The organism is Streptosporangium sp. DT93 (assembly GCF_049844535.1).
Taxonomy (GTDB): Bacteria; Actinomycetota; Actinomycetes; order Streptosporangiales; family Streptosporangiaceae; genus Streptosporangium.
In genome coordinates this window covers 1-20,132 of the sequence record NZ_JBNCLF010000002.1, presented here as the reverse complement: position 1 = coordinate 20,132, position 20,132 = coordinate 1, and the positions used below count along the sequence as shown (strand labels likewise).

Genomic DNA, 20,132 nt, shown 5'->3' with positions numbered 1-20,132 from the left:
ATCAGCCGGACGCCGAGGCGGAGCGCGCCCGCAGTGACGTGCCCACGTCGTGCAGGTGGCGCAGCGCCTGCGCGTACGAGCTGATCACCCCGGTCTCCAGGTAGTCCACGCCCAGCTCCTCGCAGTACTCCCGGACGATCGGCTGCGCGCGGCGCAGGTTGGGCATGGGCATGCTGGGGAACAGGTGGTGCTCGATCTGGTAGTTGAGCCCGCCGAGCACGACGTCGAGGACGTGGCCGCCGCGCACGTTGCGCGAGGTGAGCACCTGGCGCCGCAGGAAGTCGAGCTTCTCCTCACCCCTGAGCATCGGCATCCCCTTGTGGTTGGGCGCGAAGGTGCAGCCCAGGTAGACACCGAAGACCGCCTGGTGCAGCAGCAGGAAGACGACGGCCTTGACCGGCGAGAGCACCGCGAACAGCGCGCCCAGGTACAGGACGGCGTGCAGGGCCAGGAGCGAGGCCTCCACCGCACGGTGCTTGGTCTCCGGGCGCAGCAGGGCGCGGACGCTGGAGACGTGCAGGTTGAATCCCTCGAGCGTGAGCAGCGGGAAGAACAGGAACGCCTGCCAGCGGCCCAGGACGCTGGGCAGCCCCTTGCTCTCGGCGGCCTGCTCGTGCGACCAGATCAGGAAGTCGGGGGCGACGTCGGGGTCGTGGTCCTCGTGGTTGGGGTTGGCGTGGTGGCGGGTGTGCTTCTCCATCCACCAGCCGTAGCTCATGCCGATGGCGACGTTCCCGGCCACCAGGCCGGCGATCTCGCTGGAGCGGCGCGAGCGGAAGACCTGGCGGTGGGCCAGGTCGTGGGCGACGAGCCCGATCTGGGCGAACACCACGGCGAGGAAGACGGCGACGAGCAACTGGTACCAGGAGTCGCCGACGGCGAAGAAGGCGGCCCAGCCTGCGGCGAAGGCCGCCGTCACCAGGGCCAGCCGTGCGGCGTAGTAGCCGGGACGCCGGTCCAGCAGCCCCGCCTGGGCGATCCGGCGCGACAGGCGGGCGAAATCGCTGCCTCGTTCACCGGTTCCGGGGACGGCGGGAAGGTCCGCGTCATCGATCGCGGTTGAGTGGGTCACGCTTCTCCTCAGATGTGCCGCATGGATCGACATGATCGGATCGGCCGGCAGCGCCACGGATCAGCGTCAGCCGAGCAGGACGACCCTTCCAGGATCTCGTGGTCGTCCTGCCGGCGGACCCCCGCTCTCACCCCGGCTCATGGTAGTGCTGACCCTACCCCGGTGACCGCCGCGATCAAGGGGGCACCGGCGGACGGCCGCGCCGAGTCCCGTTCGGCGTACGGCCGACAGGACCGCCGGTCGCTGGCAGGATGGTCGCCCATGACATCGGGGATGTACCGGACGATCGGGATGGCGGTGGTGATCGCGGCTCTGGTGGTGGGCGCCGGGTGCGCGACCGGGACGGGCGGCGGGCACCGTGCCGGTGGCACCGGTGGCACCGGCGACGCCGACGATGCCGCGGGTCCTGCGCCGGACTCGTCCCGGGGCGCCTCGGCGTCTCCCCGGGAGACGGCGGCCGGGACCGGGCCGTCCGGGCCGTCCGGGCCTCCTGGGGTGATGCCCGGGCCGGGCGAGGTGGGCAGGATCTCCCGTCCCGGCGACGGCCTGCCCCCGGTGATCAGCTCCATCCCCACCCGGCGCAAGGTCGTCTTCCTGACCATCGACGACGGGTGGGAGCAGGACCCCGGCTTCGTGGCGCAGGTCCGCGACCGGCGGATCCCGGTGGCGGCCTTCGTCACCCGCGACGCCGTCGAGGGCAGGGGCGCGGCCGACCCGACCGCCCAGGGCGGCAGGTTCCCGAGTTCGGGCACCTGGCGGTACGTGCGCGACCTGCGCGACGCCGGGGTGACGATCGAGAACCACACGCTGACCCACCCGAACCTGCCGGCGCTCGGCTACCGGGGGCAGAGGGCCGAGATCTGCGGCGCCTCCCGGCTGATCCGCAGGCACGCCGGCACCACGCCCACCCTGTTCCGCCCGCCGTTCGGCAACCACGACGGCCTGACCCGGCGGGCCGCCAAATCCTGCGGCATCGACGCGCTCCTGCTCTGGACCGCGACGGTGCAGCCGGGCGGGAAGATCGCGTACCAGGTGCCCGACAAGAGGCTCCGGCCCGGTGACGTGCTGCTGTTGCACTTCAGGCCGAACCTCGCGCGCGACTTCGCGACCCTGGTCGCCAAGATCGAGCGCCGGGGTTTCGAGCTCGGCAACCTGCACGCCTACCTGCGGGCCGCGCTCCGCTAGAACGGCCCGCCCCCTGTGCGGGGCGGGCCGTCCGGGCACATGCGATCACTCGCTCTCGGCGGTGTAGAGGTACTCCCAGTCACCGCACCGGGTGGCGTGGGAGGAGTGCTGGCCGATCTGGCAGACCTTGACGCGGACGCTGTCGACCTTGTGCTTGCTGAAGGCGAAGTGCTTGGCGCCACCGGCGCCGCAGTAGCGGTAGGACTTGCCGTCGTACCACTGGTAGCCCTTGTCCCCGAAGTGGTGGGCCTCGAACTTCACGTAGGCGCACTTGCCGCCCTGCTTGTACGTGCGGTGGTCGAGGTCGTACAGCTTGCCCTTGACGTCGACCCGGTTCCGCTTCTGCTGGTCGTCCCAGTCGACGCCGATCCAGCCACGGCTCTTGGCGCGGTGGTTGGACGAGTAGTAGTGGCCCCAGTTCTCGCTGTAGTCGTAGCCGTACCCGGACTGGGCGGCCACGGGCGCGGCCGCGGCCGCGGTGGCGGCGTTCGCGGTGGCCGGCGTGGCGAGCGCGACGGCACCGAGAGCGGCGGTGGCCAGCAGAACGGTGGCCATCTTCTTGATCATGATTTCTCCTCGTGCCTCCCCGGACCGGCTTCTGCCGATCTCCCCCTGGAGTGACTCATTTCTACGGGCGAGTCCTTGCAAGTCGGCATATCAGCGCTTACAGCCCCTTACGGAATGCTTGCGAGGTGTTCACACGGCCACCGCGGACGTGCGCGCCACGACGAGTGCGGGGGACGGGACGCGGAGGGCTTCGGAGGGCTTCGGAGGGCTTCGGGGAGGGCGTCAGAGAGTGGGACGCGAAGGGCCTCGAAGGACTCCGGGAAGTGGGACGCGGAGACCTTCGGAGGGCGGGGCGCGCCCGCGGGTCCGCCGACCGGCGTACCCGTGGATCCCCCGGGAGAGGGACGTCCGCGCGGGACCGTCTGCCGCACCATGGAGTCGCCCCGCCCGGGGAGGGCGGCGGGGGGCGCTCCGCACGACGGGGGGCACCCTCCCGCCGGGGGCGCGCCGACGGGAACCCCCGGCCGGCAAGGGGATGACCGGCGCCGCGGGCAACGAGGCGATCGTGGTCCGTTCGAGAAGTGCGGTCTCGGATCGGGCCGTGTGACGAAGATCGCAGCAGCTCGCGGCGCCACCCCGCGCCGTTGCTCTACAAGTCGTAGTACTACTAGAAGTAGAACTACTGGTTGTAGAGCTTCAGACCCGCGAGGGGAAGATGGACGCACTAGACCTGGCGCGGTGGCAGTTCGGGGTGACCACCGTGTACCACTTTCTGTTCGTACCCCTGACGATCGGTCTCGGCGTCTTCGTGGCCGGGTTGCAGACCGCCTGGTACCGCACGGGCAAGGAGCACTACCTGCGGCTCACCAGGTTCTTCGGGAAGCTCTTCCTGATCAACTTCGCGATGGGCGTGGTGACCGGCATCGTGCAGGAGTTCCAGTTCGGCATGAACTGGAGCGAGTACTCGATCTTCGTCGGCGACGTGTTCGGCGCGCCGCTGGCGCTGGAGGCCCTGCTCGCGTTCTTCCTGGAGTCGACCTTCCTCGGCCTGTGGATCTTCGGCTGGGACAAACTGCCCCGGGGCCTTCACCTGGCCACCATCTGGGCCGCGGTCATCGGGTCCAACCTGTCGGCGTACTTCATCCTCGCGGCCAACGCCTGGATGAAGCACCCGGTCGGCTACGAGGTGGTCGACGGCAGGGCCAGGATGACGGACCTGTGGGCGGTGCTCACCAACTCCACCGCGCTCGCCCAGGTGCCGCACGTGATCGCGGCGGCCTTCGTGGTCGCCGGCGGCTTCGTCCTGGCGATCTGCGGCCACCACCTGCTCCGCGAGAGACGCGCCACCGGCCCGCGCCGCGCGCCCGGGAACGGCACCGGCGCAGGAGGCGGATCAGCGGCCGGAGGCGGTGCCGGGAGCGGGACGAGCATCTGGCGGACCCCGATGCGGGCCGCCCTGGTGATGACCGCGATCGCCGGCGCCCTGGTCGCCGGGAGCGGGGACATGTCGGCCAAACTGCTGTACGAGCAGCAGCCGATGAAGCTCGCCGCCGCGGAAGGGCTCCGGCACGACACCTCCGGCGCGCCGTTCTCCATCGTCCCCGGGGTCGAGGTGCCCCAGCTGCTCAGCCTCCTGTCCACCAACGACCCGTCCGCCGTGGTCCAGGGCACCGAGGACCTCCAGGCCAGGTTCGAGGAGCGGTTCGGCCCCGCCGACTACCGCCCCGACCTGCCGGTGATCTTCTGGTCCTTCCGCGTGATGATCGTCTTCGGCCTGTCCACAGTGGGCCTGTCGGTCCTCGGCCTCTGGCTGACCCGCGGCCGCCGTCGCGATCCCCGCCCGCCCCGCCCGGTCCCCGCCTGGTTCGCCCGCGTCTGCGTGCTCGCGCTGCCGCTGCCCACCATCGCGATGATCTCCGGATGGCTGCTCAGCGAGATCGGCCGGCAGCCCTGGACCGTCCAGGGCGAGCTGCTCACCGCCGCGAGCGTCTCACCGGGGGTGAGCGTGACCGAGGTGGCGATCTCGCTGGCGGTCTTCACCGCCCTGTACGGCGCGCTGGCGCTGGCCGAGGCCGTCCTGCTCGTCCGGCACGTCAAGGCGGGCCCCGAGCCCGCGGCCCCGGCGGACGCCCCCTCCCCCGCGTCGGCGCCACCGCCCGGCGGCGGCGATGACGTGCCCGAGGACGCACGGCTCCAGCCGACCCTCATGTACTGAAACCGACGACGGCCAGCGACAGCAGACGGCAGGTAACGACGTGGAACTCACCACCCTCTGGTTCGCGCTCATCGCGTTCCTGTGGACCGGCTACTTCGTGCTGGAGGGCTTCGACTTCGGCGTGGGCATGCTCGTGCCGGTCCTGGCCGGGGACGAGGCCGAACGCAAGCAGGTCCTGGGCACGATCGGCCCGGTCTGGGACGGCAACGAGGTCTGGCTGATCACCGCGGTCGGCGCCATGTTCGCTGCCTTCCCGGCCTGGTACGCCGGGATGCTCAGCACGTTCTACCTGCCGATCCTGCTGATCCTGGCCGGGCTGATCGTGCGCGGCGTCGGCCTGGAGTGGCGTGCCAAGGTCCACCACGCCTCCGACCGCGCCTGGTGCGACCTGGGGGTACTGGTCGGCAGCGCGCTCCCGGCCTTCCTGTGGGGCGCCGTCTTCGCCGACCTGCTGCGGGGCAGCGCGACGGCCGCCCTGGTGGGCGGGGCGTTCTCGCTGTCGCTCTGCGTGCTGCACGGCGCGGTGTTCGTCGCGCTCAAGACCTCGGGGCCGGTCCGCTCCCGCGCCCGGCGCGCCGCCGTGGTCGCCGCCGCGGCGGCCCTGCCCGCCGCGGTGGTCGCGCTGTCGAACATCCCCGTCGCGGGTACGGAGGGCACCGCGCCGTCGGCCGCACCCTGGCTCTGGGGCACCGCGCTCGCCGCGATGGCGGCGCTGGCCGCCGGGGTCGCGCTGACCTGGCGCGGCCGGGACGGCTGGGCGTTCACCGCCACCGCCTCCTCGATCGCGCTGGGCTCGGCCGCCCTGTTCGGCGCCCTGTGGCCGGCCCCGCTGCCCGGGCTCACCGTCGCCGAGGCCGCCTCGGGCCCGTACACGCTGGGCATGCTGACCTGGATCGGGCTGATCGCGCTGCCGTTCGTGCTGGGCTACCAGGCGTGGTCGTACTGGGTCTTCCGCAGGCGGCTGACCGCCGACGTGTCCTGACGGCCACATTCCCCGGTCGGCCACGTCCCCCTGCTCTCCCGGCCCCCCTGACCGGCCACGTCCCCAGGCCGACCCTGTTCACCGGCCGGACCGGCCTCCGGGCCGGCCCGGTCACCCGCCCCGGTCGTCCCGGGCTCAAAGGATGCCGAGCCTGGCCAGCGGCTCGACGAGCTCCCGCTCCTCGTACGACAGGTGGGACAGGAGTGTGTCGGTCAGCAGGTCCACGGCCGAGCGCAGGGCGGCCCCGCCGTCCGGGCCGGAGACGAAGGCGACCAGCGCCCGGTCGACGCCCTCCAGGACCTCGTGGATGGCGTGGTGCTCCTGCTCCAGGCGGTCGATGACGGGCACCAGCCTGCCGTCCGCGCGGCGCAGGCCGGGGAAGAGGCTCTGGTCCTCGATGGTGTGGTGGGTGGTGACGACGCGGCAGTAGGACTCGCAGTAGGTGCCGACCGTCCAGTTGTTCTGCCGCATCGTCATGGTGTTGATGTGCGAGCGCGCGGCGCCGGCGTCCATGACGCCGCCGGTGACCTGCTCGACGAGCCGCCGCACCTCGGCGAGTTCCTGCCGCAGGTGGTCGTGGACGTCGACGAGATGACGCCCGGACGCCTGCTCGCGGGGGGTGTAGGTGCGATCCGGGTCGGGGGCGGGGCCGGTCGGGCGGGTGGTCTCGTCCCAGACCTGGACGCCGGCGAGGCGGACGCCGTCGTCCGGGGTCGGCGTGACCCCCAGCGCGGGGACCGCACTTCCCCGCTTCTCCCCGTTCCCGGCACTCCCCGCGGTCCCGGCGCGGCCGGACGGGGCGGCGCCGACGGCGGCACGAGCGGACGGGCCGGCGCCGCCGGCGACCGTGGGGCGGTCCGCGACGGCCGTCCCGGCCGGAACCGCGACGGACGACGGAACCGCGGCGGACGAGCCCCGAAGCTCCCGCTCGGCCTCCACGAGCTCGCGTACGCCGGGAACGACCTCGGCGGCGAAGCGCCGGATGTCGTCGGGGTCGTCGCTCGCCAGGATGTAGGCGCTCATCCCCTCCTCCAGGGTGAGCTCGGCGAGCTGCTCGACCCAGACGTGCGCGGGCCCCTGAAGGAACGCGCCGCCGGAACCGGTGAAGGAACCGGAGACGTTGTACAGCCGCCGCACGTCGGCGGGTGAGCGTCCCGCGGCGAGCGCGGCCTCGTCGACGGTCGCGTTCATGGCGGTGAGGACGTCCGGGGCGGCGTAGGCGCTGCTGGGCAGCCAGCCGTCCGCGAGCCTGCCGGTGAGGCCGAGCATCCGCCGCTTGTAGGCGCCCAGCCAGATCCCGACGTCGTGGGCGGGCGCCGGGCCGGGGTGGGCTCCGTGCACGCGGTGGTGACTGCCGTCGATCTTCACCGACGCTCCCCCCTCCGCCCAGAGGGCCCGGATGATCCCGATGCCCTCCTCCAGCGCGTCGACCCCCTCGGCGGCGGTCAGCCGGGGGCCGCCCAGGGCGGCGATGCCGTCCCAGAACGCCCCGGCGCCGAGCCCGAGCTCGACGCGCCCGCCGCTGAGGAGGTCCAGGGTCGCGACGCTCCGGGCCAGCACCGCGGGCGGGCGCAGGGGGAGGTTCGCCACGTTCGGCGACACCCGCACCGTGGAGGTGCGCGCGGCGATGACCGACAGCAGCGTCCAGGTGTCGAGGAACCGCGCCTGGTACGGGTGGTCCTGCATGGTCACCAGGTCCAGACCGGCCTGCTCGGTGAGCAGGGCGAGCGCGACGACCCTGTCGGCCCGCGCGGCCACCGGCGTCAGGAAGGTCCCGAACAGCAGCTCGTGCCCGTGGTCGGCCATGTGTCTCCTGGTACGTCGTCCCGGGTGCGCCGATCGCGACACCTTGCCCGACAGATCGTATGTAAAACAGATCGATTGTCAAACAGAAGGTCTTTGGAACCGCAGGTCCTGCTAGCCTGGCCGTATGCCCGCAGCGCCTGCCACGTCCGGCCCGCCCGGCCCGCCCGCGACACCGCGTCCCGGCACGGAGACCGCCGACGCCCTGGAGGGCGACCTGGGCTGGACGCTCGGGGTGGTCTTCCGCTCCTACGTCAGGACGGTGAACGCGCTGGTCGAGCACCTCCCCGGCGGTCCCCGCGGCTACCAGGTGCTCGCCGCGGCGACCCAGGGGCTGCCCGGCGGACAGGGAGCACTGGCCCAGCGCCTCGGCGTCGACAAGACCGTCATGACGTACCTGCTCGACGACCTGGAGAAGGCCGGCCTGGTCGAGCGCCGCCCCGACCCCGCCGACCGGCGCAACAAGCGCGTCGTCGCCACCGAGCGGGGCAGGTCGACCTGGGCCGACGCGCAGACCAGGCTGGAGCACGCCGAGGAGCACGTCCTGTCCCCGCTGGATCCGGCCGACCGCCCGGTGTTCCGGGAGCTGCTGCGCAGGCTGGCCGCCGGGGCCGACGCCCTGGACCCGGCGAACGGCCCCTGCCGGATCGTCCAGGAACTGACCCCCGCCGACGTCCCGGGCGACACCCCCTCCGGCGTTCCGGACGCCGTCCCCGCCAGGCCGCGCCGCTCCCCACGGCGCTGAGCCGTCCCGTCCGGGCCGTCGGGATCGCCCTCGAGGGCGATCGGCGCGAGCAGTGCGACCTCCCGGCCGAGACCCGCGCCCTCCTGAACCGATCCCGAGCCGGGCGCCGGGACCGCTGAAGTGCGGGATGCTCTACGGCAGGCCCCGTACAGGGGATACGTGGAGGAGCGACCGCGCCTCCCCTACCGGACGGGCACATCGAGCGGGAGCGTCGGGCGGGCACGGAGCCCGGCCGCCACCCGATACCCACCGGATCGACCACGACGGAAACGGACGGATGCGATGAGCGCGCGTTTCGAGGAGCTCGACTGGCGGCCGACGCCGATCGGCGACATCAGCCTGCGGCGCAGGCGCGAGCCCTCGCTGGGCGTCGACGTCTACGAGATCAAGCTGAACGACGAGTTCCTCATGTCGAGCCTGTTCACGGTGGCCGAGATCGAGCTCGCCCGGCTCGGACTGGCCGCGCTGCCGGGCACGGACCTCGACGTCGCGGTGGGCGGGCTCGGGCTCGGGTACACCGCCCAGGCCGCTCTGGAGGACCCCCGGGTGCGCTCGCTCGTCGTGGTGGACACGCTCGGCGAGGTGATCGAGTGGCACCGGCGGGAGCTGCTGCCGGTCGGCGCCCACCTGATGGCCGACCCCCGCTGCCGCCTGGTCCAGGGCGACTTCTTCGCGATGGTCCCCACCGAGACCGGCCTCGACCCCGAGTCCCCGGGCCGGCGCTTCCACGCCGTCCTGGTGGACATCGACCACACCCCGCGCCACGTGCTGCACCCCAGCCACGCCGCCCTCTACACCCCGGCGGGCCTGCGCGGGCTCGCCGGGCACCTCCGTCCGGGCGGCGTCTTCGCCCTGTGGTCGGACGACGCGCCGGACGCGGAGTTCGAGGCCCTGCTCACCGAGGTCTTCGCGACCTCCCGGGCGCACGTCGTCACCTTCCCCAACCACCTGACGGGCGGCACGTCGTCCAACACCGTCTACGTCGCGACGACCGCCACCTGACGGCCTCCCGGAGGGCCTGGGGCCGTCACCGGCGCGTCCCCGGCGGCGGATCCCGGACCGGTCGCACCCCTTCGCCGGTCAGGCGCACCTCGCGTCCGCCGACGGATCACACAGAACGACATGGCCCTGCCGCGAGAAGACCTCGCGGTAGCCACGCCGCAGCAGCCGGTCGACGTCCGCGGCCTGGTCCTGGATCGACGCGAAGTGCGGTTGCCGTGCTTCGAGGTCGGCCAGGACCCACGGGGCGCGTTCGGGGCGTACGGCGGTCTTCGACGCCCAGGCCACGACCCTGGTCCGCGCCGACACGCTGGGCCCCAGCGCGTTGGCCGCCTCCACGAGGACACCGTCCGGAACGCGGAGCACGGCCTGCGCAGCCGCCCCGGAGCGGGGATCGCCTCCGTACCAGCTCGGTGAGAACAGATCGCCGAGCGCGAAGAACGGCACGGTCGCCACCGCCGCCACCGCCACCGCCGACGCCCAGCAGGAGACGAGCCGACGAACCGCCGGGCCCTTCGACATCCGCCGAAGCCGCGCCGCGCCGTCCACGGCGGCGCAGAACAACGCCATGACGACCGCGGCGTTGTAGTGGTAGCGGGTCCCCCACCATCCGGCGGCTCCGGCGTCCGTCGCGAGCATGCGTTCGGCCAGCAGTGCCACCGGCGCCATCACGCAGGGTGACGGTAACGGCAGGAAGAGCAGAGGGGCGAGGAGCAGCAGGACGGTCCATACCTTCGTGTCCGGGGTGGACAGGACTCCCAGGACCTCATGAGGACGGGTCAGAATGCGCACGAGCGCCTCTCCGGGATCTTCACCCCACCCGCTGTAGTACCAGTAACGGCGCGGATCTCCGCCGAACGCCGGAATGATCACACTGGTGGCCGCCCACAGGAACCCGCCCCCCCCCCCGACGATCATCACCGCTCCCGTGCGGCGCCACTTCCGGACGAGAAGGAGACCGCACCCGAGACCGGCGACGAAGATCGAGAGATCTTCCTTCACCAGCAGCAGCACGGCCGACACCGCCAGGACGTGCCATCGGCGCCCCGCCCCCATCCTCTCGAACAGCAGGGCGGTGAGCGGCGGCACGAAGGCGTACTCGTGGAAATGGAAGTTCACCGTCTCGGCCACGGGCCAGGAGAGGGTGTAGGCGGTACTCAGGAAATACGCCGCCCGCGCGCCGAGAGCCCGCCGCGCGTAGACCCAGAACGGCGGAACCGCCAGGGACAGCAACCCGGCCTGCGCCACGATGAGCGTCTCCGGCCCGTCGTGAATCCAGTACAGCGGCGCCAGCAGGGCGAGGACCGGCGAGAAATGATCCCCCAGTAGGGAGAACGCCGTCCCGAACGCGTTCCAGTTTCCCTTGACGAACGACAAGGGCAGGCCGAGGTTCGCATAACCCCGGACACCCTGGTCGAAATGACCAGATCATAGATCCCGGTACGGAAGGTGTGAAACTTCACCAACCCCAGCAGGGAGTACGCCAGGAACGCCGTCACGGTGACGGCTCCCACGACATACCGATGAGGGACGCCCATGAGACGCGGGCACGAAGGAACAAGGAACGGCATGCCACGATTCCCGCACTCGGGCGGCATTCGCCGGGAACGAAAAAGCCAGCCCAGAGTATTACCAGCGGGAATACGTGATTCGCAAAATCACCGAGAGTGGCGGCATGAACTCCGGAGTTCTACCTTTATTGTGACGACGAGTATCGGGAAATGTTTCCTCCGTCATTTTCCCGCGTACGCTCTGACACGTACCGGCACCCTGGCGAGGCGATCGCCGAGGCCCCCGGGCACAGGGCCCAAGAAATCGAGCTGCCCTCTTCCGCTTCCCCGGCCATACTTCGTCGGATGCGACACCTGGCCTACCCCAAGATTCCCGCCGTCGAGCAGCCGGGCCGGACGGCCGCCGGCGGCCCCTGGGTGGCGACCGAGAAGATCCACGGCGCTCAGATGGTGATCGCCTGCGACGGCCGGACCGTGTCCGTGGGCAAGCGCAAGGCGTGGCTGCGCGACGACGAGCCGTTCTTCGGCTGGCAGTTGCTGCGCGGCGGCTTCGAGAGGGCCGCGAGAGCCGCCCTGGCCGGCGGTGGCGCGGCGGTGCGCGTCTACGGCGAGCTGTACGGCGGCCACTACCCCCACCCCGGCGTCCCACCGGTGCCGGGCGCCATCCCGGTTCAGACGGGGATCTGGTACAGCCCGGAGATCCGCTTCGCCCTCTTCGACGTCCTGCGCCACGAGGATGCGGGCGACCCCGACGATCCCGGCGTCTTCCTGACGTACGCGGACGTCGCCTCGGTCGCCGGCGAGGCCGGTCTCGACGTCGTGCCGCTCCTCGCCAGGGGGACCCGCTCCGACCTCGACGCCCTGCCGGTCCGGTTCCCCAGCCGGGTACCGCGGGCGCTCGGCCTTCCCGCCCTCGCGGACAACGTGGCCGAGGGGATCGTCCTGCGGCCCGACGCCCCTTCGGCTCCCGGACGCCGCCCGATCGTCAAGCTCAAGATCGAGGAGTTCGACGAGCGGCGTTTCGGCCGGAGCCGCCCCTGGGACCCGTACGCGGCACTCGACCTCGGGGAGCTGATCCGGATCGCCCGGGCCATGGTCAACGAGCCGCGGCTGGCCAGTGCCCGGTCCAAGGTGGGGCCGCAGGTGTCCGGCGAGCTCCTGGACGAGGTGGTCCTCGACGTCATGGTGGACCTGTCCATGGCCTTCCCCGCGGCCGTGGCGGCCCTCGGGGACGAGGAAGAGGCCGGACTACAGGCCGCCGTCCGCGAGGCCGCGACAGCGGAGGCCGGCGGTCCCCGCCGGGAGTGAGGGGCGGGTTCACGACACGCGCCCCGGGGACAGGGTCACGACACGCGTGACGCCGGGGACGGGCTCAGGGGATTCGCCCGACGGCTCCGAGGATGCCCGGCGCCCCCTCGTCGATCTCCGTGTCCATCCGCCAGGCCGGGTCGTCCACCCGCGACCGGGGACGCCAGGACTCGACCCGGACGATGCCGGGCTCCAGCACCTTCATGCCCTCGAACCAGGACGCGATGTGCGCGCGGCCGCGCCCCACCACGGCCCCGGTGTTGGTGCCGGAGTAGATGGCGGCGGCCTCCTCGACGTACTCGGGGGGATCGTCACCGGGGAACAACTGGGTGACCACCAGATAGCTGCCGGAGGGCACCGCCCGGCGCACGTAGCCGACGAGGGCGTCGGCCTGCTCGTCGGACAGGAAGTGCGTCAGGGCGACCAGCAACACCGCGACCGGTCGTTTCAGGTCGATGTACGCCCTCAACTCAGGGTTCTCGAAGATGCCCGCCGGATGCCGCGCGTCACCCTCGACGACGATCGCCTCGTCCTCCGCCGTCAGAAGCGCTCGCGCGTGGACCAGAACGGCGGGATCGAAGTCGACGTAAACGGTACGGACGGCGGGATCGACCCTCCGGGCGATCTGGTGCACGTTCTCCTGGGTGGGCAGACCGGCGCCGATGTCGATGAACTGCCGCACGCCCTCCGTGGCCAGGGTGTGCACGACCCGTCCCAGGAAGGCGCGATTGTTTCTCGCGGCCACCGGCGCCTCAGGAACGAGACGTATCATCTCCTCCGCTTTCGCACGGTCGCAGGGGAAGTTCTCCTTGCCTCCGAGGTAGTAGTCGTAGATGCGGGCGACGCTGGGAATGTCCGGGTCGATGCCCAGCGCGACCGGGTCACGAGGGGCAGCGGAGGGCGCTTTCCGATCGTCCACGCAATCTCACGTCCTTTGCGGAGGAAAAAGGAGAAAAGTGTCCGGTACGGAGCCCCGGACAATTCTTCCATGATCGCGAGAGATCACCGGGCTGTCAACGAAGGCCCGAAATCCCCTTTCACCGCTTCCGAAATCCCCGCGCGCTTCGTTTCCGTTCCTTGAGGAATTGCCCCCGACGCGTTTCATACCAGTCGGATCCCGAATGACCGAGAAGGAGCAGACCCCGGATTCAAGCCGGGCACATCCGGTCGAACGACACCGCTCCCTTTACAATGTAGATTCGTTTCTCTCCCGATACCGGCCCGCCCCGGTCCGGCCTGCCCGGTGAACGGGCGTCAGCCGGGCTGGTCGTTGTCCTTGAGGCCGCCCCAGCCGTGCCAGCGGTCGATCTCGATCCAGGCGCTGACCCGGGCGCGGTCCCGCCGCGGGTACTCCTTCCCCTGGTAGTGCCGGGACAGCCGGTCGATGTCGGTCAGCTCCTCGTCGTCACGCGTCTCGGCGACGTGGCCGATGATGCTGATGTGCGTGTACCAGTCGCGCTCGTCGAGCACGGTCAGGGTGACCCGGGGGTCGTCGCGGATGTGGCCCAGCCGCTTGCGGGCCGCGTCCATGTTGACCAGGATCCGGCCGTTGTCCCACAGGTACCAGGTGGCCGTGGACACGGGCTGGCCGTCCGACCGCAACGTCGCGATGACGGCGTGGTTCGGCTTTTTCATCATGGCGACTGCTTCCTCGGGAAGCGGCGGCTTCGACATGGCCTCTCCTCCTCTGCGCGGCACCCTCGCGGCAAGGAGGGCACGGGCGTCTCACGAGACGTACCTTCACCGTGTCACATCACGCACGGTAACGACCCGCGACCCTCCGAAACCGCTTCTTTCGTGATGTAGTCCTCTCATGACCACGAGGGGCGGGACACGGCGTTCCTATCGCGCTCTGTCGTTCGACGGCGACGGCACGCTGTGGGACTTCGACTCCGCGATGCGGCAGGCCCTCGATGACGCGGCCCGCCTCCTCCGCGAGGCGGGCGCCTCCCGGCCCGGCGGGCCGGTGACCGCCGGCTGGCTCCGCGAGGTCCGCGATCACGTCGCCGGGCGTGAGGAGTACCGGGGACGGACCATGGAGAGCATCCGCCTCGCCTCCTTCGAGCGGGCGGTCGCCGAGTGCGGGATCTCCGGCGCCGGTCTCGCCCGGGAGGTGTACGAGACGTACATGGAAGCGCGCTGGAGACGGCTGCGGACCTACGAGGACGTGCCGGACGCGCTCACCGCGCTGGGCTCCCGCTACCGGCTCGCGCTCGTCACCAACGGGAACACCCGTCCCCACCGGGTCGGTCTCGACGGCGTCTTCGACACGGTCGTCGTCTCCGCGGAGTGCGGCCTGTACAAGCCCGACCCGGGGATATACCTCCACGCCCTGCGCCGGATGGGGCTCGGGCCCGCCGAGGTGCTGCACGTCGGCGATGATCCCGTCGAGGACGTGGACGCCGCCCGGCGGGCCGGCCTGGACACCGCCTGGGTGAACCGCCACGACGCCCGCCGGGCGTACGCCGATCCTCCCGGCCTGACCGTCGGCGATCTGGGCGAACTGACACCCCTCCTCCTGGAGTGAGATCGGTCGTTGAATCGTCCGTGGAAGCGTTTCTTCGGCAACCGGTCCCTGATGAGTCGTGGAAACCGTTTCGACGGGTCGTCCCGCCCCCCTCCCCCCGGCCGCAAGGCGGCGGCCGACGGCGCGTGGACGATCGGATGGTCCTGGCCGCGATCGCGTACGCGGTCACCGCACGGGCTCGCCACCGTCGCCGTGCTCGGTCGTGAGGACGTCGCCTGGGAATACCGGGTAGGGTGCCGGTATGGCGCAGAAAATCTCGATCAGCATTCCTGACGAGCTTCATGCGGAGTTGACGGCGTGGGCCGAGCAGACCGGCGGTACCGTATCCGGCTTCTTCGCCGAACTGGCCCGGCAGCGCCTGGACGCCGACCGGGCTTCCCACGAACGGCTGGCCGCCCTCACCGCCAAGGATCGGGCCGCCGGCCCCGACTCCTACGACCGTCGCCGGAGCGAGCTTCATCAACGCATGATCGCCGCCAAAGCCGCTGCCGTGCGCAAGAAGGCCAACCTCGCGTGATCTCCGGATACATCGCCGATCTCACCGCCACCCTGCGGCTCCTGTCCGAGGATGAGCGGGCCGCCGAGATCCGCACCGCCCTGGACCTGCTCACCCACGACGGCGACACCCTTCTCCTGCCCGTCACCACGCTGGCCCAGGCGACGATCATCGGTGACCCCGATCCGGAGACGCTCATGTGGTTGTTCGGGTTCAGAGCCTGCAAAGTCGCGAACCTGGGCAACCAGGAGATCTTCCGCGTCACCCGGCAGGCCAGGCATGCGCCCCTGCCGCACGAGGTCCCGCTCCATCACGCCCATACCGCCTACCTCGCGATGGAGCGAGGCTGGCCCATCCTGACCGGTGACCCCGCGGGCTGGGCCGGATACGACCACCTGGAGCTCGTCCAGGTCTGACGAACCGAACCCGTACAGGAGTTCCCAAGCGCTCCCGAGTCGTCTCATCCGGTCAGGCGATCCCCCGAGAGGGTGGGCAGGGCGAAGGCGACCGCCTTGCCGGGGATTCCCGTGGTCAGGCCGACGGCCGGGTAGGCCCGGCAGTGGCCGTCCGAGAGCCGGTGCGCGAGGAACAGGCCACGGCCGTTCTCGGCCAGCAGCGGGAGGCCGATCTCGTCCACCGAGCGCAGCAGGCCGAGGACGAGGCGGACCTCGCGCGGGTCGGGGTCGCCGTCGACCATCTCGCACCAGGCGGGAACACCGTCCAGGCTGAAGATCCGCAGTTCGTACGGGGGGCGGGCGTGCCTCTCGGCGTTGGCGGCGAGTTCGGCGACGACGAGTTCGGCGGTGTCGACGTCGTCACCGGGCAGGCCGGCCTGCCCGAGCACCTCCCGCACGACGGCGCGGGCCCGGCGTGCGACGGACCCGGGCCGCAGCACCCTCACCAGCACGCGGACGTCACCTCGCCCCGTCGCGCGGGCCTCTCCTTCTGCCGTCCAGGCGTCACACGCCTCCGCGACGGCGTCCCGCCCGGTCGCGTCGAGGTGGTTCCAGCCCTGCTCCGGCAGGGGCGCCGCATCTTCGGCACGTCGGGGGATGTCGTCCGCTGCCCGCATGAGCACGCTCCGTTCGCTGTGGGGGTTCGTGCACAGCAGGAAACTCCGACATGGGCGAAGGAGAAACGTCGGCGCCCACCCGTTGATCACCGGCCGCCGGGGGCCGTTCCGCACGGGGAGGACAACCAGGCGCCGGATGGGCGCAGGCGAACGACGGCAGGCGTTAATCGAGCGTTTTCCCGCAGGGTGGCAGCCGACGGCCTGCGGCCATCACAATGAGTTGCCGTTCGATTACCGACAAGGAGTGGTCGTGGGAAAGCCATACGAGGGCAAAGGACGCCCGGACCTGGCCAGGGCTCGTACGCAACGGGGAATGACCCAGGAGGAGGCGGCGGCAGCGGTCGGGGTGACCCCGGGAACCTGGGGCCGGTGGGAGCGGGGAGAGCAGGGCATCCGTGCCTACAGCCGCAAACGGATCGCGGCCGTGTTCGAGATGGGGGCCGCCGAGGTCGAGCAGTGGATAGAGGGGTGGCCCCACGGGGAGACATCTTCGTGGCCCGGCACGGAGTACGGCGACACATCGACGGCGACTACCGTGAAATCGGCCGCGCTGTTGTGGAGGTATGAGATGGACGAGTCCCGCCGCCACGTGCTGGCCACGCTGCCGTTCGTGCCCTCGCTGCTGGGCGGGTGGCTGTCGTCGTGGAACTACACCCCTCCCCCGCGGTCGGTCGCGCAGCAGGGGAACAGGCACACGGTGGGCATGGCCGACGTCGACCGGACGAACGAGGCCCGCACGGTGTTCGGCCAGTTGGACGACCAGTTCGGCGCCGGACTGGTCCGCCCGACGGTGATGCGGTATCTCGACAACACGGTGGCCCCGTTGTTGCGGGGTCGCTACGACGACCGGGTAGGAGCGGCACTGATGTCGGCCGCTGCGGGAATGGCCTGGCTCGCGGGCTGGACGGCCTTCGACCTGAACCGGCACGGCCAGGCCCAGCAGCACTTCGGCCAGGCACTGCGACTGGCGAAGACGGGTGACGACCCGCTGACCGGCGCCTGGGTGCTGACGACGATGACCTTGCAGTCGATGCATCTGAACCAGGCCACCATGGCGATATGGCTGGCCAGAGCCGGGACCGACACCGCGCGCCGCGCGCAGGCACCTCCGCGCGTCATGGCGTTGATGCTGGCCAGGGAGGCGTGGGCGACGGCACTGCAAACCAACCCGGCCGATACTCACGACAGGCACGGCGCCAAGCACGCCGAGCGACTGCTCATCGAGGCCGAGCGCGCGTATGCCCAGGGAACCACCGACCGCGACCCGGCGTGGATCGCCAGGTACGACGAGGCGGAGTTCAAAGCGCAGACGGGTCGCTGCTGGAGCATGCTCGGCGAGCACAGACGGGCCGCGGACTGCGCGAGCGCCGCCGTGGCGGAGTTCGGCAACCGCTTCCCCCGATCCGCCCAGCGCAACAGGCTGCACACGGCAGAGGCCTACCTGGGAATGGGTGAGCTGGAACAGGCTCTCGATGCTGCCCGAGCAGCGATCCCCGCGACAAAGGCGCTGACCTCCGCCCGCTCGGTCGACCTGATCCGGCAGTTCGCCGGTCGGCTTGAGCCGTACAGGAGCAGTGTGATGGTCCGCGAGTTCCGCGACCACCTCAACCACGAACTCGCCGCCTGACCTTCGCCCACCGGGCAGCCGGTGGCATCGAAGCCTCGCGCGACGGGGCGAGGGTGGCGACGTCCCTCGTTCGGCCGAAGGTATCGAGACCGCTGAGGGCACCGCATGATGCCTGATCGCCGTGCGTGGATTTGCGATGATGACCGGGCAGGAGTTCGGTTCTCGGAGCGTGAAAGGGGTGGGGTGATGACGTATGCCCCGAAGCTGGCCGCCGCCTTGTCGGGCGCCACGCTCCGCCGGCTCGCGCACTGGCGCAGAACCGGCGCCGGCCGGGGCGCGGTGCTGATACCGGAGATCTCCGGCACGCGTCCCGTCCTCTACTCCTTCCGCGATGTGGTGGCGCTGCGAACCTGTGTCAAGCTGCGCAACGACACCTCGTTGCAGAAGATCCGGCGGGCACTCGACACGCTTCGCGACGACCTGCAGGAGCGCGACCACCTCTCGTCGTACACGCTGGTCGCCGACGGCAGCAGCGTCTACCTGGCCGAACCCGACCAGGCGGTCGACCTGGTACGGAGAAAGGCCAACGTGGTCATCCACGAGATGGTCGACGTCCTGCAGCCGTTCTACCGCGACGGCAGGCACATCCCACCGCTGCTGCGGCCCCGCGCACACGTGACGGTGGATCCGGCGGTCCGCGGCGGGATGCCCGTGATCGAGGGCACCCGCGTCCCCTACGACGAGGTCGCCGCGCTGCTCAGGGACAGGGTCGCCCCTGAGCGGATCTCCGAGTACTACCCGAGCGTCACCGCCCCGGCGGCCCTGGACGCCGCCGATTTCGCCGCCTACGTCGACAGTTACGATCCCCCCAAGGAGCCGCGTGAGGCTGCTGCTGGATGAGAACGTCTCCCGGCCGCTCCACCAGGCGATCGCCGCCTTCGTCCTGGAGCAGGAGATCGTCCACCTGCTGGATCTCGATCGCTGGTCGGGAACCCGGGACGAGACCCTTTACCCTCGGGTCGCGTCCGAGGGATTCCACGTCGTCCTGACCAATGACGCACGGCAGATGCAACGTCCCCGGGAGGTCGAGGCCATCGCCGTATCCGGGTTGCACCGGATCGAATACCCGCACAAGCACCCCGGCCTGATCGGAATCGGTCTCGCGATCGCCACGGTCGCCGCCGGACTACCCGCCGCGCTCGCTCTTCTCACCGAGGCGGACGGGCAACGTCTGGTGACCCTGCGAGGCATCGATCCGGCTCCGGCCAGCCGCCTGCGCGTCATAGCCCCGGCCATGACTCCACCGAAGTTCTGGCCATCCCTGACGTAGATTCCCCTGCCGCAAGAGCTGCCGATCCAGGACGAACGTCACACAGCACCATTGTTGCGCACTTCATCACAACATGATCTTCTCGCTGCCGGCCGTGATGGGCCTACCGGTGAAGTCATCTGTGTGCGGGTCTGAGAGGCATCGCGTGATGCCCGGCCGACGTGGAGGGATCCGCGGTTCGGTCACCCGTCAGGCCAACCGGTACTCCCACCCTTCACGCCATCCGAAGTCGGCATCGACCAATTCCTCCAAGGACACACCGTCGATGAGGTGATCCAACGCCCACCGTGTCGCGACGTGACCGACTACGAGGACCCGCGTATCGGACCAGCGCAGGGACAGGTCATCGAGGAAGCGGCCCACACGATGCACCGCCTGCCGCCAGCTCTCTCCCCCCGGATAGGGCTTGTCGAGGTGCGCGGACCGGCTCCGGTGCAGCTGAGTCGCGAGCATGCCGTTGTTGTCACCGTAGTCGCATTCCCGAAGCCGCCAGTCATGCAGGACCGGAACACCGGTGCCGGCGAAGGCCAGGGAAGCGGTCTCCACCGCCCGGGTGAGATCGGAGGTGAAGACGGCGGCCAGGCCGTCTTCTCGCCGTCGCTCGCCCAGTTCTGCGGCCAGGTGCCGCCCTCGCTCGGACAAACGCCCGGGCAGCCATCCTGTGGCGATCCCCCGGTCGTTGTCCTGGCTCCACGAGTGCGTCTCAAAAACAATCTCTATCGGCATGACGCCACGCTAGGAACTGTTCGAGGTTCGGATCATGTGGTTGAGGTGAGGAGTTTCAGCCACATGATCGAGCCCCGGAGGTGGAGT

At 70.8% G+C, this 20,132-nt stretch carries 20 protein-coding genes; 12 read left to right on the top strand and 8 right to left on the bottom strand.

What is annotated here, in order from left to right; genetic code table 11:
• Window position 1: 1 nt before the first annotated feature.
• Window positions 2-1,072 (bottom strand): fatty acid desaturase family protein, encoded by a 1,071-nt coding sequence (locus ACLQ2R_RS05445; RefSeq protein WP_425958196.1) that lies wholly within the window; start codon window positions 1,070-1,072, stop codon window positions 2-4.
• Between the two features lie 261 nt (window positions 1,073-1,333).
• Here ACLQ2R_RS05445 and ACLQ2R_RS05440 point away from each other — a divergent pair, with 261 nt between their 5' ends.
• The gene (locus ACLQ2R_RS05440) at window positions 1,334-2,257 is read left to right on the top strand and encodes a polysaccharide deacetylase family protein (protein ID WP_425958195.1); all 924 of its coding nucleotides are present in this window, start codon (window positions 1,334-1,336) and stop codon (window positions 2,255-2,257) included.
• Between the two features lie 45 nt (window positions 2,258-2,302).
• Here the strand turns inward: ACLQ2R_RS05440 and ACLQ2R_RS05435 are convergent, their stop codons facing one another.
• A complete protein-coding gene (locus ACLQ2R_RS05435; protein ID WP_425958194.1) occupies window positions 2,303-2,824 on the bottom strand; it encodes a hypothetical protein in 522 nt (173 codons plus the stop codon).
• Window positions 2,825-3,479: 655 nt separating this feature from the next.
• On the opposite strand from ACLQ2R_RS05435, the gene ACLQ2R_RS05430 reads away from it, so the two are divergent.
• Window positions 3,480-4,979, top strand: a complete 1,500-nt coding sequence (locus ACLQ2R_RS05430) for a cytochrome ubiquinol oxidase subunit I (RefSeq protein WP_425958193.1) — start codon at window positions 3,480-3,482, stop codon at window positions 4,977-4,979.
• A 40-nt stretch (window positions 4,980-5,019) separates the two neighbouring features.
• Entirely contained in the window at window positions 5,020-5,961 is a 942-nt protein-coding gene (gene cydB, locus ACLQ2R_RS05425) for a cytochrome d ubiquinol oxidase subunit II (RefSeq protein WP_425958192.1), read from the top strand.
• A gap of 135 nt (window positions 5,962-6,096) precedes the next feature.
• On the opposite strand, the gene ACLQ2R_RS05420 is transcribed toward cydB, so the two are convergent.
• The gene (locus ACLQ2R_RS05420; RefSeq protein WP_425958191.1) at window positions 6,097-7,767 is read right to left on the bottom strand and encodes an LLM class flavin-dependent oxidoreductase; all 1,671 of its coding nucleotides are present in this window, start codon (window positions 7,765-7,767) and stop codon (window positions 6,097-6,099) included.
• 124 nt (window positions 7,768-7,891) lie between these two features.
• On the opposite strand from ACLQ2R_RS05420, the gene ACLQ2R_RS05415 reads away from it, so the two are divergent.
• Entirely contained in the window at window positions 7,892-8,509 is a 618-nt protein-coding gene (locus ACLQ2R_RS05415; protein ID WP_425958190.1) for a MarR family winged helix-turn-helix transcriptional regulator, read from the top strand.
• A gap of 282 nt (window positions 8,510-8,791) precedes the next feature.
• Complete coding sequence (locus tag ACLQ2R_RS05410) at window positions 8,792-9,511, top strand: spermidine synthase (protein ID WP_425958189.1); 720 nt, start codon at window positions 8,792-8,794, stop codon at window positions 9,509-9,511.
• Window positions 9,512-9,589: 78 nt separating this feature from the next.
• Here the strand turns inward: ACLQ2R_RS05410 and ACLQ2R_RS05405 are convergent, their stop codons facing one another.
• Window positions 9,590-10,885 carry a DUF2079 domain-containing protein gene (locus ACLQ2R_RS05405; RefSeq protein ID WP_425958187.1) on the bottom strand — a complete coding sequence of 432 codons (1,296 nt, stop codon included), beginning with the start codon at window positions 10,883-10,885 and terminating at the stop codon, window positions 9,590-9,592.
• Between the two features lie 479 nt (window positions 10,886-11,364).
• Between ACLQ2R_RS05405 and ACLQ2R_RS05400 the strand changes: the two genes are divergently transcribed.
• A complete protein-coding gene (locus tag ACLQ2R_RS05400) occupies window positions 11,365-12,327 on the top strand; it encodes an RNA ligase family protein (protein WP_425958186.1) in 963 nt (320 codons plus the stop codon).
• A gap of 64 nt (window positions 12,328-12,391) precedes the next feature.
• On the opposite strand, the gene ACLQ2R_RS05395 is transcribed toward ACLQ2R_RS05400, so the two are convergent.
• Window positions 12,392-13,246: an SAM-dependent methyltransferase gene (locus ACLQ2R_RS05395; RefSeq protein ID WP_425958184.1), complete on the bottom strand. Its 855-nt coding sequence runs from the start codon at window positions 13,244-13,246 to the stop codon at window positions 12,392-12,394.
• A 335-nt stretch (window positions 13,247-13,581) separates the two neighbouring features.
• Window positions 13,582-14,001, bottom strand: coding sequence for a PPOX class F420-dependent oxidoreductase (locus tag ACLQ2R_RS05390; RefSeq protein ID WP_425958183.1), 420 nt, complete (start codon window positions 13,999-14,001; stop codon window positions 13,582-13,584).
• A gap of 139 nt (window positions 14,002-14,140) precedes the next feature.
• On the opposite strand from ACLQ2R_RS05390, the gene ACLQ2R_RS05385 reads away from it, so the two are divergent.
• The 3 genes from ACLQ2R_RS05385 to ACLQ2R_RS05375 all read left to right on the top strand — a co-directional run bounded on the left by ACLQ2R_RS05385 (window position 14,141) and on the right by ACLQ2R_RS05375 (window position 15,766).
• Window positions 14,141-14,854, top strand: coding sequence for an HAD family hydrolase (locus tag ACLQ2R_RS05385; RefSeq protein WP_425958182.1), 714 nt, complete (start codon window positions 14,141-14,143; stop codon window positions 14,852-14,854).
• A 241-nt stretch (window positions 14,855-15,095) separates the two neighbouring features.
• Complete coding sequence (locus ACLQ2R_RS05380; RefSeq protein WP_425958181.1) at window positions 15,096-15,371, top strand: ribbon-helix-helix domain-containing protein; 276 nt, start codon at window positions 15,096-15,098, stop codon at window positions 15,369-15,371.
• On the top strand, window positions 15,368-15,766 hold the full coding sequence (locus tag ACLQ2R_RS05375; protein WP_425958180.1) for a hypothetical protein: 399 nt from the start codon (window positions 15,368-15,370) through the stop codon (window positions 15,764-15,766). The genes ACLQ2R_RS05380 and ACLQ2R_RS05375 overlap by 4 nt, the downstream gene beginning before the upstream one ends.
• 44 nt (window positions 15,767-15,810) lie before the next feature.
• Here ACLQ2R_RS05375 and ACLQ2R_RS05370 read toward each other — a convergent pair whose 3' ends face one another.
• Window positions 15,811-16,422 (bottom strand): ATP-binding protein, encoded by a 612-nt coding sequence (locus ACLQ2R_RS05370; protein ID WP_425958179.1) that lies wholly within the window; start codon window positions 16,420-16,422, stop codon window positions 15,811-15,813.
• A gap of 250 nt (window positions 16,423-16,672) precedes the next feature.
• Between ACLQ2R_RS05370 and ACLQ2R_RS05365 the strand changes: the two genes are divergently transcribed.
• The 3 genes from ACLQ2R_RS05365 to ACLQ2R_RS05355 all read left to right on the top strand — a co-directional run bounded on the left by ACLQ2R_RS05365 (window position 16,673) and on the right by ACLQ2R_RS05355 (window position 19,319).
• Entirely contained in the window at window positions 16,673-18,049 is a 1,377-nt protein-coding gene (locus ACLQ2R_RS05365) for a helix-turn-helix transcriptional regulator (protein WP_425958178.1), read from the top strand.
• Between the two features lie 186 nt (window positions 18,050-18,235).
• Window positions 18,236-18,889 (top strand): DUF433 domain-containing protein, encoded by a 654-nt coding sequence (locus ACLQ2R_RS05360; protein WP_425958177.1) that lies wholly within the window; start codon window positions 18,236-18,238, stop codon window positions 18,887-18,889.
• Window positions 18,870-19,319, top strand: coding sequence for a hypothetical protein (locus ACLQ2R_RS05355; RefSeq protein ID WP_425958176.1), 450 nt, complete (start codon window positions 18,870-18,872; stop codon window positions 19,317-19,319). Before ACLQ2R_RS05360 ends, ACLQ2R_RS05355 begins: the two co-directional genes overlap by 20 nt.
• Before the next feature lie 189 nt (window positions 19,320-19,508).
• Here the strand turns inward: ACLQ2R_RS05355 and ACLQ2R_RS05350 are convergent, their stop codons facing one another.
• Entirely contained in the window at window positions 19,509-20,045 is a 537-nt protein-coding gene (locus ACLQ2R_RS05350; RefSeq protein WP_425958175.1) for a histidine phosphatase family protein, read from the bottom strand.
• Window positions 20,046-20,132: the final 87 nt, after the last annotated feature.